At 52.6% G+C, this 15,540-nt stretch carries 17 protein-coding genes; 13 read left to right on the forward strand and 4 right to left on the reverse strand.

Translation table 11 applies throughout. From position 1 onward, the window contains the following. Positions 1-35 precede the first annotated feature (35 nt). The 6 genes from GA0061071_RS14475 to chbG all read left to right on the forward strand — a co-directional run bounded on the left by GA0061071_RS14475 (position 36) and on the right by chbG (position 5,263). A complete protein-coding gene (locus tag GA0061071_RS14475) occupies positions 36-356 on the forward strand; it encodes a PTS sugar transporter subunit IIB (protein ID WP_061493400.1) in 321 nt (106 codons plus the stop codon). Between the two features lie 73 nt (positions 357-429). Then, positions 430-1,788: a PTS N,N'-diacetylchitobiose transporter subunit IIC gene (gene chbC, locus GA0061071_RS14480; protein ID WP_088237825.1), complete on the forward strand. Its 1,359-nt coding sequence runs from the start codon at positions 430-432 to the stop codon at positions 1,786-1,788. A gap of 50 nt (positions 1,789-1,838) precedes the next feature. After that, the gene (gene chbA / locus GA0061071_RS14485; protein WP_061493398.1) at positions 1,839-2,189 is read left to right on the forward strand and encodes a PTS N,N'-diacetylchitobiose transporter subunit IIA; all 351 of its coding nucleotides are present in this window, start codon (positions 1,839-1,841) and stop codon (positions 2,187-2,189) included. A gap of 7 nt (positions 2,190-2,196) precedes the next feature. Continuing rightward, positions 2,197-3,039, forward strand: coding sequence for a transcriptional regulator ChbR (gene chbR, locus GA0061071_RS14490; protein WP_088237824.1), 843 nt, complete (start codon positions 2,197-2,199; stop codon positions 3,037-3,039). Positions 3,040-3,133: 94 nt separating this feature from the next. Further along, positions 3,134-4,489: a 6-phospho-beta-glucosidase gene (locus tag GA0061071_RS14495; protein ID WP_088237823.1), complete on the forward strand. Its 1,356-nt coding sequence runs from the start codon at positions 3,134-3,136 to the stop codon at positions 4,487-4,489. 9 nt (positions 4,490-4,498) lie between these two features. Continuing rightward, positions 4,499-5,263, forward strand: coding sequence for a chitin disaccharide deacetylase (gene chbG, locus GA0061071_RS14500; protein WP_088237822.1), 765 nt, complete (start codon positions 4,499-4,501; stop codon positions 5,261-5,263). A gap of 46 nt (positions 5,264-5,309) precedes the next feature. Here chbG and GA0061071_RS14505 read toward each other — a convergent pair whose 3' ends face one another. Beyond that, positions 5,310-6,866, reverse strand: coding sequence for a carbohydrate porin (locus tag GA0061071_RS14505; RefSeq protein ID WP_088237821.1), 1,557 nt, complete (start codon positions 6,864-6,866; stop codon positions 5,310-5,312). 631 nt (positions 6,867-7,497) lie between these two features. On the opposite strand from GA0061071_RS14505, the gene GA0061071_RS14510 reads away from it, so the two are divergent. The 3 genes from GA0061071_RS14510 to GA0061071_RS14520 are packed head-to-tail and all read left to right on the forward strand — an operon-like array spanning position 7,498 to position 9,318. Further along, positions 7,498-7,986, forward strand: a complete 489-nt coding sequence (locus GA0061071_RS14510) for a tetratricopeptide repeat protein (protein WP_245191433.1) — start codon at positions 7,498-7,500, stop codon at positions 7,984-7,986. A 22-nt stretch (positions 7,987-8,008) separates the two neighbouring features. Then, a complete protein-coding gene (locus GA0061071_RS14515) occupies positions 8,009-8,524 on the forward strand; it encodes a sigma-70 family RNA polymerase sigma factor (protein WP_071889871.1) in 516 nt (171 codons plus the stop codon). Beyond that, positions 8,521-9,318: an anti-sigma factor family protein gene (locus GA0061071_RS14520; protein ID WP_088237819.1), complete on the forward strand. Its 798-nt coding sequence runs from the start codon at positions 8,521-8,523 to the stop codon at positions 9,316-9,318. Before GA0061071_RS14515 ends, GA0061071_RS14520 begins: the two co-directional genes overlap by 4 nt. A 47-nt stretch (positions 9,319-9,365) precedes the next feature. Here the strand turns inward: GA0061071_RS14520 and GA0061071_RS14525 are convergent, their stop codons facing one another. After that, positions 9,366-9,944 carry a YceI family protein gene (locus GA0061071_RS14525; protein WP_088237818.1) on the reverse strand — a complete coding sequence of 193 codons (579 nt, stop codon included), beginning with the start codon at positions 9,942-9,944 and terminating at the stop codon, positions 9,366-9,368. Between the two features lie 393 nt (positions 9,945-10,337). Further along, entirely contained in the window at positions 10,338-11,237 is a 900-nt protein-coding gene (locus GA0061071_RS14530; RefSeq protein ID WP_061493390.1) for a LysR family transcriptional regulator, read from the reverse strand. A gap of 97 nt (positions 11,238-11,334) precedes the next feature. Between GA0061071_RS14530 and GA0061071_RS14535 the strand changes: the two genes are divergently transcribed. Then, the gene (locus GA0061071_RS14535; RefSeq protein ID WP_061493389.1) at positions 11,335-12,057 is read left to right on the forward strand and encodes an SDR family oxidoreductase; all 723 of its coding nucleotides are present in this window, start codon (positions 11,335-11,337) and stop codon (positions 12,055-12,057) included. A gap of 127 nt (positions 12,058-12,184) precedes the next feature. On the opposite strand, the gene GA0061071_RS14540 is transcribed toward GA0061071_RS14535, so the two are convergent. Beyond that, the gene (locus tag GA0061071_RS14540; RefSeq protein ID WP_088237817.1) at positions 12,185-12,469 is read right to left on the reverse strand and encodes a Rossmann-fold NAD(P)-binding domain-containing protein; all 285 of its coding nucleotides are present in this window, start codon (positions 12,467-12,469) and stop codon (positions 12,185-12,187) included. Positions 12,470-12,691: 222 nt separating this feature from the next. Here GA0061071_RS14540 and GA0061071_RS14545 point away from each other — a divergent pair, with 222 nt between their 5' ends. Genes GA0061071_RS14545 through GA0061071_RS14555 form a run of 3 tightly spaced genes read left to right on the forward strand, consistent with a single transcriptional unit; the run spans position 12,692 to position 15,536 of the window. Continuing rightward, positions 12,692-13,507 carry an SDR family NAD(P)-dependent oxidoreductase gene (locus GA0061071_RS14545; RefSeq protein ID WP_088237816.1) on the forward strand — a complete coding sequence of 272 codons (816 nt, stop codon included), beginning with the start codon at positions 12,692-12,694 and terminating at the stop codon, positions 13,505-13,507. Between the two features lie 25 nt (positions 13,508-13,532). Beyond that, on the forward strand, positions 13,533-14,294 hold the full coding sequence (locus tag GA0061071_RS14550; protein WP_061493386.1) for an SDR family oxidoreductase: 762 nt from the start codon (positions 13,533-13,535) through the stop codon (positions 14,292-14,294). Between the two features lie 42 nt (positions 14,295-14,336). Beyond that, the gene (locus GA0061071_RS14555; protein ID WP_088237815.1) at positions 14,337-15,536 is read left to right on the forward strand and encodes an MFS transporter; all 1,200 of its coding nucleotides are present in this window, start codon (positions 14,337-14,339) and stop codon (positions 15,534-15,536) included. Positions 15,537-15,540: the final 4 nt, after the last annotated feature.

Raw genomic sequence — 15,540 nt, forward strand, 5'->3', positions numbered from 1 at the left:
GGCCGCCAGGTAAACGCACATTGAGGGTCGAGTTTATGGAAAAGAAACATATTTATCTGTTTTGTTCTGCGGGCATGTCGACGTCGCTGCTGGTCTCCAAGATGCGGGCCCAGGCGGAAAAATATGCGGTCCCGGTCATTATTGAAGCATTTTCTGAAACGCTGGCCGCGGAAAAAGGTCCCCAGGCGGATGTCGTCTTATTAGGCCCGCAAATCGCCTACCTGCTTCCCGAAATCCAGCGCCTGTTACCCGATAAACCCGTTGAAGTGATTGATCCCCTGCTGTACGGCAAAGTCGATGGCTTAGGGGTGTTAAAAGCGGCCGTAGCGACAATCAAAAAAGCCGCTGCCCACTGATTTTTTGCCATTTCATCGTTATTTCCTCATGTTCACCGCGCGATATTCGTGCGGTCATTAAGGGTATTTTTCTATGAGTAATGCCATTGCTTCACTTGAAAAGATACTTCTTCCTTTTGCGGTCAAAATAGGAAAGCAACCTCACGTTAACGCCGTTAAAAATGGCTTTATCCGGCTGATGCCATTAACCCTTGCCGGGGCGATGTTCGTCCTGATCAACAACGTTTTTCTGAGTTTTGGCGACGGTTCGTTTTTCTATTCGCTGGGCGTTCGCCTTGATGCATCCACCATTGAAACGCTTAATGGCCTGAAAGGCATTGGCGGTAATGTCTACAACGGCACACTGGGCATCATGTCATTAATGGCACCCTTCTTTATTGGTATGGCCCTGGCGGAAGAGCGCAAAGTGGATGCGCTGGCCGCCGGACTGTTATCCATTGCCGCATTTATGACCGTGACACCCTACAGCGTGGGTGAAGCCTATGCGGTGGGGGCAAACTGGTTGGGCGGCGCCAATATTATCTCAGGGATTATTATTGGCCTGGTCGTGGCGGAAATGTTCACATTTATTGTGCGCCGCAACTGGGTGATTACCTTACCGGATAGCGTGCCTGCATCGGTTTCCCGCTCCTTTTCGGCGTTAATTCCCGGTTTTATTATTCTGTCGATTATGGGGATTATCGCCTGGGCGCTGGCGAACGCGGGCACCAACTTCCATCAAATCATTATGGATACCATTTCCACGCCGCTGGCTTCACTCGGCAGCATTGTCGGCTGGGTTTACGTGCTGTTTGTACCGCTGCTGTGGTTCTTCGGTATTCATGGTTCGCTGGCACTGACCGCACTGGATAGCGGCATTATGACCCCATGGGCGCTGGAGAACATTGCCACATACCAGCAATATGGATCTGTGGCCGCAGCGCTGGAAGCCGGCAAAACCTTCCACGTCTGGGCGAAACCGATGCTGGATTCCTATATTTTCCTTGGCGGCAGCGGCGCAACCCTTGGGCTGATTATTGCCATCTTCATCGCATCACGCCGCGCGGATCATCGCCAGGTCGCCAAACTGGCGCTGCCATCCGGCCTCTTCCAGATTAACGAACCGATCCTGTTTGGTCTGCCGATCATCATGAACCCGGTCATGTTTATCCCGTTTATTCTGGTGCAACCGGTGCTGGCGGCCATCACCCTGCTGGCTTACTACGCGGGCATTATTCCGCCAATTACCAACATTGCGCCATGGACCATGCCAACCGGGCTCGGCGCTTTCTTTAATACCAATGGCAGCATCGCCGCCTTGTTACTCGCGCTGTTCAACCTCGGTATCGCCACGCTGATCTACCTCCCCTTCGTGGTGGTCGCCAACAAGGCGCAACACGCCATTGAAGAGGAAGAGAGCGAAGAAGATATCGCTAACGCGTTGAAATTCTGATCATCACCGGCAGGCATATACACCTGCCGAACAGCTTACAAGGAGACACTATGTTCGATATCGACAATGCCATGGAGACGCCGCTGGCAACCGATGCGCTGGAAGAGGTGATCATGGGCCTTATCATCAATGCCGGTCAGGCACGCAGCCTGGCCTATGCGGCGCTGAAACAAGCCAAGCTGGGCGATTGTGCCGCCGCGCGAACCATGATGGAACAGTCGCGCATGGCGCTTAATGAGGCACATCGGGTGCAGACTAAACTGATTGAAGACGATCAGGGCGAAGGAAGAATCAACGTAAGCCTGGTGCTGGTGCATGCGCAGGATCATCTGATGAACGCCATGCTGGCGCGTGAACTGGTTACCGAGTTGATCGATGTCCATGAAATACTGAATAAGTGAGGAGCGAATGATGCAGTCGCAGCTCAACCCCCAGGAAATCACCACTGTCCGTGAACAGCAGTTGTTTAATGGCAAAAATTTCCATGTGTTCATCTACAACAAAACGGAAAGCGCCAGCGGGTTGCATCAGCACGACTACTACGAGTTTACTCTTGTGTTAACCGGCCGCTATTACCAGGTCATTAACGGTAAGCGCGTGCTGCTGGAGCGTGGCGATTTCGTGTTTATCCCGCTGGGATCGCATCATCAAAGTTTCTACGAATTCGGCGCGACGCGCATTCTGAACGTAGGTATCAGTAAGCGGTTCTTCGAGCAGCATTATCTTTCACTGCTGCCGTTTTGCTTCGTCGCCTCGCAGGCTTACCGCACCACCAGCGCTTTTCAGGCGTATGTCGAGACGGTTATCTCCTCCCTCAATTTCCGTGAAAGCGGGCTGGATGAATTTGTTGAAGCCATTACTTTCCATATTATCAACCGCTTACGCCATTACCGTGAAGAACAAGTGATTGATGATACTCCGCAATGGCTGAAATCCACCGTGGAAGCGATGCACGATAAAACGCAGTTTGGCGATCATGCGCTGGAGAATATGGTTCGCCTGTCAGCAAAATCCCAAGAGTATCTGACCCGTGCAGTACGGCGTTATTACGGCAAAACGCCAATGCAGATTATCAATGAGATCCGCATCGATTTTGCCAAAAAACAGCTGGAGATGACCAACTATTCGGTTACCGATATCGCCTGGGAATCCGGTTATAGCAGCCCCAGCCTGTTTATTAAGACGTTTAAAAAAATGACGTCTTTTACGCCCAATGGTTATCGCAAAAGTTTAACGGAGTTAATTCAGTAACCCGTTTATTTCCTGCATTTTCAACCGGCCCAGCCACGCCTGGCGGCAACGCGTTTCTTTCTGCAACGGGCTGAGCACACTGAAGGGAGAAGTTATGAGCCAGAAATTAAAAATCGTTACCATTGGCGGCGGCAGCAGCTATACCCCGGAGCTTCTCGAAGGTTTTATTAAACGCTATCACGAACTGCCGGTGAGTGAATTATGGCTGGTCGACGTTGAAGAGGGAAAAGAGAAGCTGGATATTATTTTCAATCTTTGCCAGCGCATGGTTGAAAAAGCGGGTGTGCCGCTGAAAGTGTACAAAACGCTGAACCGTCGCGAAGCGCTGCAGGGGGCGGATTTTGTCACCACACAATTGCGAGTGGGCCAGTTGAAAGCGCGTGAACTGGACGAACGCATCCCGCTCAGTCATGGGTATCTGGGCCAGGAAACCAACGGCGCGGGCGGCCTGTTTAAAGGATTACGCACCATTCCGGTGATCTTCGACATTATTAAAGATGTCGAGGCTATCTGCCCGAATGCGTGGGTGATTAACTTTACCAACCCGGCGGGCATGGTGACCGAAGCGGTTTACCGCCATACCGGCTTTAAAAAGTTTATTGGCGTTTGCAATATCCCCACCGGGATGAAGATGTTTATCCGCGATGTGCTGAAATTAACGGAGAGCGACGATCTCGCTATCGATCTGTTTGGCCTGAATCATATGGTCTTTATTAAAGAGGTGCGGGTGAATGGCGTCTCGCGCTTTGCGGAATTACTTGATGGCGTGGCAAGCGGAGCATTAAGCGCCTCGACGGTGAAGAATATTTTCGACATGCCATTTAGCGAAGGGTTAATCCGCTCACTGAACCTGCTGCCTTGCTCCTACCTGCTCTACTATGTCAAACAAAAAGAGATGCTGGCCATTGAGATGGGCGAGTATTACAAAGGCGGCGCCCGTGCGCAGGTAGTGCAAAAGGTCGAAAAACAGTTGTTTGACCTCTATAAAGATCCACAACTGAACACGAAACCGAAAGAGCTGGAACAGCGCGGCGGCGCATACTACTCCGACGCAGCTTGTGAAGTGATTAACGCCATCTATAACGACAAACAGAGCGAACACTACGTCAACATTCCCCATCACGGACGGGTGGATAACATCCCGGCGGACTGGGCAGTTGAGATGACCTGCCTGCTCGGTCGCGATGGTGCAACGCCCCATCCGCGCATCACCCATTTTGATGAAAAGGTGCTGGGGCTTATCTATACCATCAAAGGGTTTGAAGTGGCGGCCAGTCAGGCGGCGCTGAGCGGCAAATTTAACGATGTGGTGCTGGCGCTGAGTCTCAGCCCGCTGATTCATTCCGACAGCGATGCCGAAGTGCTGGCGCGCGAACTGATTCTGGCGCATGAGAAGTGGCTGCCGAACTTTGCCGACTGCATTAAAACGCTCAGGGATGAACGACGCTAAGAGGTGGCTATGGAACGCTTATTGATTGTGAATGCCGATGATTTTGGCCTCAGCAAAGGGCAAAACTACGGCATTATCGACAGTTTTCTCCACGGTGTCGTCACATCGACAACGGCGCTGGTTAATGGTGAAGCCGTTGAACATGCAGCACAACTGTCCAGCGAATTGCCTGCACTGGCCGTGGGTTTGCACTTTGTGCTGACGCTGGGTAAACCCCTTACGCCGATGCCGGGCCTGACCCGCGACGGGCAACTGGGAAAATGGATCTGGCAAATGGCAGAACAGGATACGTTGCCGCTCGACGAGATTGCGCAGGAGCTGGCGAGCCAGTACCGGCGTTTTGTTGGCCTGTTTGGTCGCGAACCGACGCATCTCGATAGCCATCATCACGTGCATATGATCCCGCAACTCTTTCCTCTCGTGGCGCAGTTTGCCGCAGAACGGCGCCTGCCATTGCGTATCGACCATCAGGCGCTGTTGCCGGCAGATGATGTGCCGCCGTCACTGCGTAGCACGCAGGGTTTCAGCAGCGGTTTTTACGGCGATGGGGTTTCGCAAGCGCTTTTTTTACAGGCGCTGGATGCCTCCGCGGACCGCGGTGAATCATCGCTGGAGATCATGTGCCACCCGGCGTTTATCGATAATACGATTCGCCAGAGCAGCTACTGTTATCCGCGCGTGACAGAGCTGGAGATCCTTACCTCTTCGTCACTGAAATATGCCATTGCGGAGCGTGGTTACCGCCTCGGCACGTTTCTGGATCTCGCAATGTAGCCGCGGCGTTTTGCGGCGCAACGCGCGCCGCAATTTTCCCACTCTCTTACCACCAGACTTCCGCTTGTGCGCCAATGGTCAGTTGGTCTTTTTTCCGATCGGCAAACCTGAACTGGCTGATTTCATTATCCTGTGCCCGAATATAGGTCGTGTAGAAACGCAGTTCAGGCCGCGACTGCAACAGACTGGTGTCGACTTTTAGCGCATGGAACAGCGTGGCTTTATAGCCTTTCTCCGCGTACGCGTTGCCCTGCTGCTGGTTAGTCTGCTTAAACCACGCCAGCTCCATGCCGGTCTGGTTGCCGTTGTTCCAGATCCAGGCTGGACGCACGACCGCACGATAGCTCTGGAAGTCGGTATGCGCCCCGGTATCATAACTGTAGATATCATTGCCCGCCGACCAGGCTAACGCATGCGCCAGTACAACAGACGATGCGGGGTAAAACTCGCCCTGCGAGATCACGCGCAATGCCTTGCCATAAGTGTGTTTGCCATAGTAGTTGTCGCCATTGCCATACCCCGGACTGGCATTGGAAATCAGTGCAAAACCGCTGGCCAATGAGTTATCCGCCGCCTGGACGGTCAGCTCTTCAAAACCGCCCGCATCAAAACGGTGTCGCAGCACCGCCCCCGCAAGCCAGGCATCTTTCACGCTAAAGTGGCTGCCGTTATCTTCACTGTTTTGGTAACTGTCGGATTTGTTCGCCCGCGAATATCGGCCGAGAAGTTCCGCCGTCGTGTTGCTCGCCACGGGGATCTCTTTATAGCGAATATCCACGGTGTTGGTATTCACCTGCATCGCATCCTGGGTTGCCGGGTAGTTAACGGCATGGGCATTGAGATCCTGGCGAACCAGCGCCATGCTGAGCTTCCCGGCACCGACCTGCCAGTTCTCAATCCCCACCCCGGCACCGCTGTCAGTCAGGTGGCTTTTCCAGTCCAGCATCTGAATTTCGTATTTGGGCAGGTTATGTTTACCGATCCACAGAGAGGCGTCCGGTGCAAAGGGAAGAAACCCGGTAGTAGTGAGATAGATGTCAGAAAATTGCAGCAGGTTTTCCGAATCTTTATCAAACCATGCAGTGCCGTACTGCTCACCCACGTTACCATCCAGCGTGACCACCGCATGGGCAGATTTGCCATCTTGCGCATAGACGCGCTGCTTAAATTGCAGATCGAACCACGACGAGTATTCATTACCGAAACGCCCCAGCGAACCAATGGCATACTCTTTTGGCGAACCGTGATTGCCCGTTCCCCACCCGGAGCGCAAATAGCCGGTAAATGAGAAACCCATATCCTCTTTTACAAAATCGCTTAACGCTTTTAGCGTCTGCGGTGTCGTTTCCGCTGTCGAACCATTTGTATTTTTGCGATTGATTTCAGATTTATTTATTTCTTGATTATTAGCCACCCCGGTAATAGAAACAGGCGTGGTCATTTGTTTATATTTATTCAATTCCGCTTTGGTTTGGCTGAGTTCACGCGCATTTTCTTCCAGTTTTTTCTCCAACTGAGCAAGCCGCTCTTCAACGGATAAAGGTTGCCCCCAGGCGTTGCCACACGCGGCAGAGATCAACAACACGAGCAATGATTTTTTCATAGCATACAATCCATGTGTTATATAATTAGAATACAAAGTTAGTGGTTTACTTATTTAAAAGCGCCCTATTAAAAGAGCGAAAATGATTCTAACCCAGGTTAATTAAATAAATACAGTTAAAGATAATCCATTTATTTTAAAAATAAAAACGCAGTTATTATAAAGATGGGTATATATGCGTTAAAAAGACAATTAATCAGGAAGTTTTTAATAGATAACAGGTTCACATTAAGTACAAAAGATCGTTTACATAAAAGTTAATGCGCGGATAAAACAGGGGGCCTGATGCCATAAACATATTTGTGCAGGGATTCTAATAATTGATAAGAGCAATACGCCGTATTCCTCCTGACCTGGTAACGTTTGGTCGTATTAACACACTTATTCCGGTTATCGAGCTGCCCTTTTCCTGCTGAGCGACTGCGGAATAGCACAGCAGGCGAGGCCTCTCCGCACTTTTTATCGAATAGAAATCGCCGTCGCCGCGTTTACCCTTCATTAACACGCAAATGGGGCCTCGTTTATGACTGAAAAAACATCACCGTTAACACAGCTACGCGTTAGCACCGCCCTGCATGACCTGCAAAACGCATCCGCGATCCTGCGACGTCTTCTGTTGCCGGTGGTATGTATGCTGCTGCCTGTCATGCCCGTTTTCGCAGCGGGTGACAATAATACCAACAGCAAGACACCGGATTGCCCCAGCGGGCAGGTTTATGACAGTACGGCGAAACAGTGCGTCCCGGCGAAAACAAGCCAACTCAGCGATGAAGATAAAACCCGTTATGCTTATCACCTGGCAAAAAAAGGGGAGTATCAGGCAGCGCTGAACCTGCTCAACACACTTAAAAATGGCAATACGGCTGAAGCCTGGAATTACCGGGGATATGCCACGCGTAAGCTGGGGCGTACTGATGAAGGTATCGGCTATTATCAGCGTTCATTAGCACTCAATCCAGCCTATGCCAAAGCACGCGAATACCTGGGCGAAGCATGGCTGGTAAAAGGGCGTCCTGACCTGGCAAAAGCGCAATTGCGCACCATCGCGACACTTTGCGGCCATGGTTGTGAAGAGTACCGGGATCTGCAGGCAGCTATCGACGGCCATCCTGAATCCTGAGTCATGGTAAGAGGATAAAAAGATTACGACCCGTGACGTCCGTCAGCATCTTGCTGAACATCTGACACGCCTGTGGCGCTATGGGCTGGTTCTGTCGCGTAACCGCGAGGTGGCGGAAGAACTGGTTCAGTCTACCTGTGTTCGCGCGCTTGAAAAAAGCGCGCAGTTCACCCCTGGGACACGCATTGACAGTTGGTTATTCACTATCCTGCATTCCATCTGGATTTCAGATGTGCGTGCCCGCCGGGTGCGCCTGGGACAGGGGTTCGTTGAAAGCGATGAGTTACTGGCGCCGGATACGCATGAACAGGATGAAGCACGCCTGCACTATGCGAAAATCATGCAGTGCGTAAGCGCACTGCCGGAAGCACAGCGCAATGCCATGTTCTTAGTCTATGTTGAAGGTTTTACCTATCAGGAGGCAGCAGACACATTGTCTGTACCGATTGGCACTATCATGAGCCGGCTGGCTACGGCGAGGGCAAAAATCGCCCAGGTGATTCACACGCCGCCCCCTGTACAGGAGAAACGATATTGAAATCAATCAGATTTACAGCACCGTACAGCGATGAGGCGATAGTCGCCTGGCTCGATGGTGAAATGCCAGCCAGTGATGCAGAGCGCTTTGCGATCGCGCTTGGCCAGGATAAACACCTGGCCGAACGAACCGACGAGTTAAGGCTCAACCAGGCAGACGTTGCCCGTGCCTTTGCGCCCCTCCTGGGGGATGCGCCGCAGTCTCGTATGGAGGAACAACTGGCTAACGTGCTGGCCCACCAACCTGCCCCTTTTCACAAAGCACCGGGCGTCAGTCGACGCGCGTTGATCGCGGCCTCACTCAGTTTTCTGGCTATAGGTTCGGGGCTGGGCTATTTCGCGCGCCCCGCGACCAGGGTTCAGGGCGAAAGCGAAAAAATGCGTGACCTTGAGGCACAGTATATGTCTCTGTACAGTGCGGAAACATTGCTGGATGCAGACAGTTCCCCCTCAGCGTTGCAGCGTGGGCTGGCGCGTACGGCACAAGACATAGGTTTGCGGGCGAATGAACAGCAACTGGTACTGCAAGGCGCAGAGCTGAAAATGGTGCGGATGCTGCGCTATGACAGCACCTCGATTGCGCAAATTGCCTGGATGCATGCCGATTACGGCCCGATGGCGCTCTGTATTTCACCGGACAGCCATCCTGCCAGCACAGAACTTCGTCATGAACAACGCCATGCGATGAACCTCGTCTGGTGGCATTCCAGAGGCTATCAGTTTGTGTTGATCGGCCGTAACCCTGCCGACCAATTGCAACAAAACGCACTGACGTTGCAAGCGGCGTTGGCATAGCAAAAAAAAACGCACCGGCATGCTGATTGACTGGCTGCCAGGGGGATTTATACGGCCTGGTGTGGGCGGGCCTGAATCTCAATCGTGATCGTCACGGTGTCATCCACCAGCGCGGCAAAGCTATCCATATTGAATGCTGAGCGCGAAATCGCGGTCGAGGCATGCAGAAAAATATTCTCCGCACCCGAGAGTTCGCCATGTTGACTTTTCAGGGAGGCATCAAGGATCACCGGGCGTGTGACATTTTTCACGGCCAGGGTCCCGAATACCCGAAAATGTCCCTTTCCGAGAGCCACCACGCGACTGCTTGTGAATGCGATGTTTGGGTAGTGTGCAGCATCAAAAAAAAGGTGGCTTTTCATCTGATACGTTAACAGGGTATTGGACGCCTTAAGGGTATCAACCGGAATGGTGACGTCTATCCGGTCGCCACGTTCATTTCCGGTATCCAGCGTAATATTTCCCGTCACCTTTTCCAGGCTGGCTTCTGAGGTCCCCCCAAATGCATGCCAGGCGAGGGCAATCGTCGTTTTCTGCGTGTTGATACTGTAGCTGGCAGGGCTGGCATATAACGAAAATGGCGTGATTAAAAATCCGAGAGCGATGACGGGCATGATACGGGTCATAGTGGTAATCCTTGAGGTGGTTACCGTGTAAACGCGTCAACCTTGCTTCTTATTCGATCCCGCATCTCGTTTCACAGCAAACAGACGGTAAAAGAGAGAAAGCGATAGAGAATATATTGTTAAAATATCTTAAATTTCAGTCAATTATAAACAAAATGAGTGTGCAGGATAATCAGATGTGCGTTTGCATTACATCCCTTCTCGCTCATGCGGATCGTCTGATCCCACCGGGTCAGTCTGTATGTGCCAATAGCGAAAATTCACTCGTTGTCGCTCAAATCGCTGACAGAAACCGTCAACACGAACCTCTGCTGTTCGCGCTTGAGGGACAGCCATACTCAAATCTCTCACAAGGCTCAATATCAACGTGAGGCGCGTAACAAACGCTGGCGATTACCTATTCTGCTCCCGCCATTGCCTGACATGGTCGACCAGAGCGCGTAGTTTGGGTGCCATATTACGGCGTTGAGGAAAATAGAGATAGAAGCCCGGAAAAGAGGGAAGAAACGCGTCCAGCAATGAGACAAGTTGCCCTGTTTCAACAAACGGTCTGAACGTATCCTCTGTGGCAAAGGTAATTCCGCCACCGGCGAGCGCAAGCCGCAACATCAGGCGAAGATCGTTCGTTGTGATCTGCGGTTCAATCGCCAGGTTGAAAGGTTCTCCCGCCTCCTCAAATTCCCAGCGATAAGGGGCGACATCTTTGGCAGGACGCCAGCCAATACACCGGTGATGGATCAATTCACGCGGGTGTACGGGTGTGTTGTTAGCCGCGAGATACGTGGGCGAGGCAACCACCATTTCACGTTGCTTTCCTGTAAGCGGGACGGCAATCATATCCTTTTCGATCACCTCCCCAAGTCTGACGCCAGCATCATAACCCGCGGCCACAATATCAAACTCTTCATCCGTCACGACAATATCAACCGTCACGGCGGGATTGGCTGCCGCAAACGAGGCGATCAGCGGGCCGGAAAGAAACGCTTCTGCTATCGAAGTCACTGCGATCCGCAGACATCCTCGCGGCAGCGTGTCCGACGCCACGTCTTCGAACGCCGCGTCAATACTTGATAACGGTGATGACAGGGACTGACGCAGACGTTCTCCCGCTTCCGTCAGCGTGACTGAGCGAGTCGTTCGCATTACCAGCATGGTGCCGAATGCGTCCTCAAGCCGCCTTATTCCCTGGCTGACCGCCGATCGGGTGACATCCAGGCGAGCAGCGGCAGCACTAAAATTACGCTCTTCTGCCACCGCGAGAAAAACAGGTAAAAGGTTAAGATCGATTTTCATTGTTTAATGCCGCTAACCAGTGAGTCCAGTAATGACAGGATACTGAAAACAATCGCGACGTTCTATGATCGATTCGAACTCAACTGAGGAGCATGCTATGGATAAAGTGATAGTCATTACCGGCGCATCCAGCGGGATTGGAGAAGGTATGGCCAGAGAGCTTGGAAATGCCGGCGCGAAGGTGTTATTAGGGGCGCGCAGGCTGGAACGTATTGAAGCCATTGCCACAGAAATACGCAGCGCAGGGGGGATTGCCCTGGCGCGGGAGTTAGATGTCACCAGTCGCCTGTCGATGGCGGGCTTCGTGCAGGCAGCGCTTGATCAATGGGGTCGGATCGACGTGCTGATCAACAATGCGGGTGTCATGCCACTTTCTCCGCTTGCAGCGGGCAAACAGGATGAGTGGGAACGCATTATTGACGTGAATATTAAGGGGGTGCTCTGGGGGATTGGTGCTGTTCTTCCTGTCATGGAAGCCCAGGGCTCCGGTCAGATAATCAATATAGGATCTATCGGTGCCCTGACTGTGGTGCCAACCGCTGCCGTCTATTGCGCCTCAAAATTCGCCGTACGAGCGATTTCGGATGGTTTACGTCAGGAAAGTTCGACTATTCGCGTGACTTGCGTCAACCCTGGCGTGGTGGAGAGTGAGCTGGCCTCAACCATTACCCATACGGAAACCAAAGCGGCGATGGATGTGTACCGTTCTGTGGCACTTAAACCTGCGGATATTGCCCGCGCCGTTCGGCAGATTATTGACGCTCCAGAGAGTGTTGATACAACCGAAATAACCATCAGGCCAACGGCATCCGCCAACTGAAATACCTGACCGGGAACTGGCGTCGTGTCGGTGTAGACTGCCTGCTTTGCTCCGAAAGCAGATTCCGGAAGGAGAGAAAAGTGAGCCAGAAACAGCGTTCAGCACTGAGCCGTTTCCGGCTCCCTGCTCACCTGGGGGTTCTGCCGTCAGGCTCTATAAACGCACCGGACTCATCCCCTTCCAGAGCATATTTAACCGGCCGCCGCGCCCCCTCCGCTGGCGTCATTACCCCGTAACCCGTCAGGTCCGTTTTTACAAACTTCGGGCTGACAGCGTTGCCTTTTATACCGGTGTCCCTCAACGCTTCGCTCGGTTGAACAGTAAACATATCCAGCGCAGCCCTGGAGGCATTGTAGCCAATAAAGTGTGAAGCGTAAGACGTGGAGGTCGGGTTATCGTTAAGCGTCAGCAAGCCTAATCAACTGAAAACGTTAACTATCCTGACACCTCCAGGAGCCGTTAAAACCCTCTTCTGCGGAAAATGGCACGGGATCCGGGAGGTATTTTCACTCCTGACGGTCATGCGAAGTGAGACATATAATGTCTTAAATGACTACCATAATCGTCATTTAAGACACTTCTTTCTCACTTATGATTCTCTCATTGAATCAATCGTGATCGAAAGGAGTCTGCAATGAATCTCGCAACACAACCCACTAAAGGCACCGCCGTGATCACAGGTGCGTCTTCCGGTATCGGTGCGATTTACGCGAATCGACTGGCGCGCATGGGTTACGACCTGATCATTATCGCTCGCAATCATAACCGCCTGAATCAGATGGCCAGCCACATTACTGCTGACACCGCCCGTAATGTGGAAGTGCTGGCAGCCGACCTTGGAGATGCCCAACAGCTTGCCGCTCTGGAGCGAAAACTGCGTGACGATGCCAGCATCACACTGCTGGTGAACAATGCCGGTGTGGGTACGCATACGCCGTTGTTGTTGAGCGAAGTCGATGAGATGCAGGCGATGATTAATATCAATGTCGTCGCCCTGACCCGTCTGACGTATAGCGTGGTTCCAGGTTTTGTCGCGCGAGGTACGGGCGCCATCATCAATATCTCCTCGATTGTCAGCCTCGCGCCGGAACTGCTGAACGGCGTATACGGCGGTACAAAAGCCTTTGTATTGGCATTCAGTCAATCACTGCATCACGAACTCGCCGAAAAGGGCATTCACATCCAGGCCGTGCTGCCGGGCGCGACAGCAACACCGTTCTGGGATAACGGTGGCTTACCCCTCGAACAACTCGATAAGTCGATAGTGATGAGTGCTTCTGACCTGGTCGATGCCGCGCTAACGGGTTTTCTTAACGGGGAACTTGTCACCATCCCATCATTGCATAACGACGCTTACTGGCAGGCGATGGAAAGCAGTCGTCAGGCCATGATTCCACATCTTTCACGTAACGTACCCGCCGACCGTTATCGCGTCGGCCCGGCTCGCTAATTATTTAGCCAACAGGAATAACCGTATGAAACTGACAGGCAACACTATTTTTATCACTGGCGGCACGTCCGGGATTGGCCGCGCGATGGCGGAAAAATTTCATCAACTGGGAAATCAGGTGATCATTTCAGGCCGCCGTAAGGCACTTCTGGACACGGTCACGGCTGAAAATCCGGGGATGGCTTCCGTGGTGCTGGATGTGACCGATGCATCCAGCATTAAATCGGCGGCGAAAGAGGTGCTCTTGCGCTATCCGGCGCTGAATGTCGTGATCAATAACGCTGGCATTATGCCGTTTGATAACGCCTCCGCTGAACTGGACGACGAGATGGCTACCACCTTACTGGATACCAACCTGTTGGGCACTGTTCGGGTCAGTTCAGCTTTTGTTGAGCACCTAAAGCAGCAACCGGACGCGGTATTGATCAATAACAGTTCGATTCTGGCCTTTTTACCCCTGGTGACCAATGCACTCTACTCAGCAACCAAAGCGGCGATTCACTCGTACACCCTGTCGCAGCGTTTTTTACTGCGCGATGCCGGTGTGAAGGTCATTGAAATTTCACCCCCTTGGGTTGATACCGATTTGATCTACAAAAGCGGTGACTCCCGCGCGATGCCATTAGCCGATTTTATCCAGCAGACCTTTGACAAACTGGCGACAGACGCCATTGAAGCGATTGTAGAGAGTGTGCTGCCTGCGCGTGCAAATCCGGGTTTGAATGAACACGAGATGGTGAATGCCTTCAACCAGTCAATGATGGATAACCCGATCCCGGTTGCGTAACCTGCTCTGGGGCAGGTAACTGCCCCCGTTCTGGAGTTGATAATGCAAAATCACCTGTCCACCTCTCAACGCCGCGCACTATGGGCGCTTAGCCTGGCGTATTTTATTCAGGCGACCGGTTCGCTTTCCGTAGCGGGCAGTCTGGTCCCGATTTCTCAGGAGTGGGGGATCAGCGATGCACAAAGTGCTCGTCTGCTCTCTATTTTCGGTCTGACATTTGCGCTCGGCGCGCCGCTGGCACAGGTTATGTTCGGCAAGTTCATGCGCAGAACACAGGTGCTGGCAGGCATGCTGGTATTTAGCCTGGGCGCCCTGACTTTTGCCATTGCTCCGGACTATAAGGTGCTGGTGGCTTCGCGGATTGTCATGGGGCTGGGTGCCTCTCTGATCGGTCCGGTACTGATTGCGCTCGGCGCAGAGTTAGTGGCTCCTGAAGAACGTGGCAGCGCCATTGCCATGATCCTGCTGGGCGTCTCAATGGCCAGTATGGTCGGTATTCCGCTGGCGGCATGGCTGGCCACCGTCTGGGGCGCGCGGATGTTATTCACGCTTATCGCGCTGATGAGTGTCCTCACCGCCAGTAGCGTGTTTCTGCTGGTGCCCAACGTGGTCAGCGGTGTTGATATCCGCTTACGCCAGGTCGGCATGGTGCTCAAGCAAGGCAAATCACTGGCCGCCTTTCTGGTCGTCTTTTTTATCACCTCCGGCGTTTACGACATGTACGCCTTTATCTCGCCGATGATCCGCGATCGCTGGCAGGGTGATACCCCGGCCGTCTCCATCGCGCTGGCCGTTATTGGCTCGGCGGGTATTGTGGGGAATCTTTTTGTTGCCCGTGCTGCACGCCACTACAGTGCGGAACACTTGTTGGTTGTCGGTCTGACGTTGCTGGTGGCGGATATGTTGCTGATCATGCTACTACCGGCTCAACTGTCATTGTTGTATCTCCTGCTGGTGGTCTGGGCCTTCTCCACTGATCTGTTATGGCCCACTCAACAGCGGCGTATTGTGGAGATCTCAACGGCGGAAACGCGTGGAATTTCGCTGGCATTAACCAGTGCGTTTATGTTCTGCGGTATTGGTTTTGGTTCGGCCGTAGCCTCATGGCTTTATCCACTGTCGGGCTTTTACGGAGTAATGATAAGCTCAATCGTGTTCCTTCTGCTGGCATTGGCCAGTCTGTGGACGTCTGAGCGTTTACGCGCCCGCTCTGCGGAATATCAGGCGGTTAGTCTGTCATAAAGGA

Source organism: Kosakonia oryzendophytica (assembly GCF_900094925.1).
In the GTDB taxonomy this organism is placed as follows: Bacteria; Pseudomonadota; Gammaproteobacteria; order Enterobacterales; family Enterobacteriaceae; genus Kosakonia; species Kosakonia oryzendophytica.

Bases quoted from the DNA above. Each gene is read 5' to 3' on its own strand.
- GA0061071_RS14475 (WP_061493400.1), top strand. From the start codon at position 36: ATGGAAAAGAAACATATTTATCTGTTTTGTTCTGCGGGCATGTCGACG.
- chbC (WP_088237825.1), top strand. From the start codon at position 430: ATGAGTAATGCCATTGCTTCACTTGAAAAGATACTTCTTCCTTTTGCG.
- chbA (WP_061493398.1), top strand. From the start codon at position 1,839: ATGTTCGATATCGACAATGCCATGGAGACGCCGCTGGCAACCGATGCG.
- chbR (WP_088237824.1), top strand. From the start codon at position 2,197: ATGATGCAGTCGCAGCTCAACCCCCAGGAAATCACCACTGTCCGTGAA.
- GA0061071_RS14495 (WP_088237823.1), top strand. From the start codon at position 3,134: ATGAGCCAGAAATTAAAAATCGTTACCATTGGCGGCGGCAGCAGCTAT.
- chbG (WP_088237822.1), top strand. From the start codon at position 4,499: ATGGAACGCTTATTGATTGTGAATGCCGATGATTTTGGCCTCAGCAAA.
- GA0061071_RS14505 (WP_088237821.1), bottom strand. From the start codon at position 6,866: ATGAAAAAATCATTGCTCGTGTTGTTGATCTCTGCCGCGTGTGGCAAC.
- GA0061071_RS14510 (WP_245191433.1), top strand. From the start codon at position 7,498: ATGCTGCTGCCTGTCATGCCCGTTTTCGCAGCGGGTGACAATAATACC.
- GA0061071_RS14525 (WP_088237818.1), bottom strand. From the start codon at position 9,944: ATGACCCGTATCATGCCCGTCATCGCTCTCGGATTTTTAATCACGCCA.
- GA0061071_RS14530 (WP_061493390.1), bottom strand. From the start codon at position 11,237: ATGAAAATCGATCTTAACCTTTTACCTGTTTTTCTCGCGGTGGCAGAA.
- GA0061071_RS14535 (WP_061493389.1), top strand. From the start codon at position 11,335: ATGGATAAAGTGATAGTCATTACCGGCGCATCCAGCGGGATTGGAGAA.
- GA0061071_RS14545 (WP_088237816.1), top strand. From the start codon at position 12,692: ATGAATCTCGCAACACAACCCACTAAAGGCACCGCCGTGATCACAGGT.
- GA0061071_RS14550 (WP_061493386.1), top strand. From the start codon at position 13,533: ATGAAACTGACAGGCAACACTATTTTTATCACTGGCGGCACGTCCGGG.
- GA0061071_RS14555 (WP_088237815.1), top strand. From the start codon at position 14,337: ATGCAAAATCACCTGTCCACCTCTCAACGCCGCGCACTATGGGCGCTT.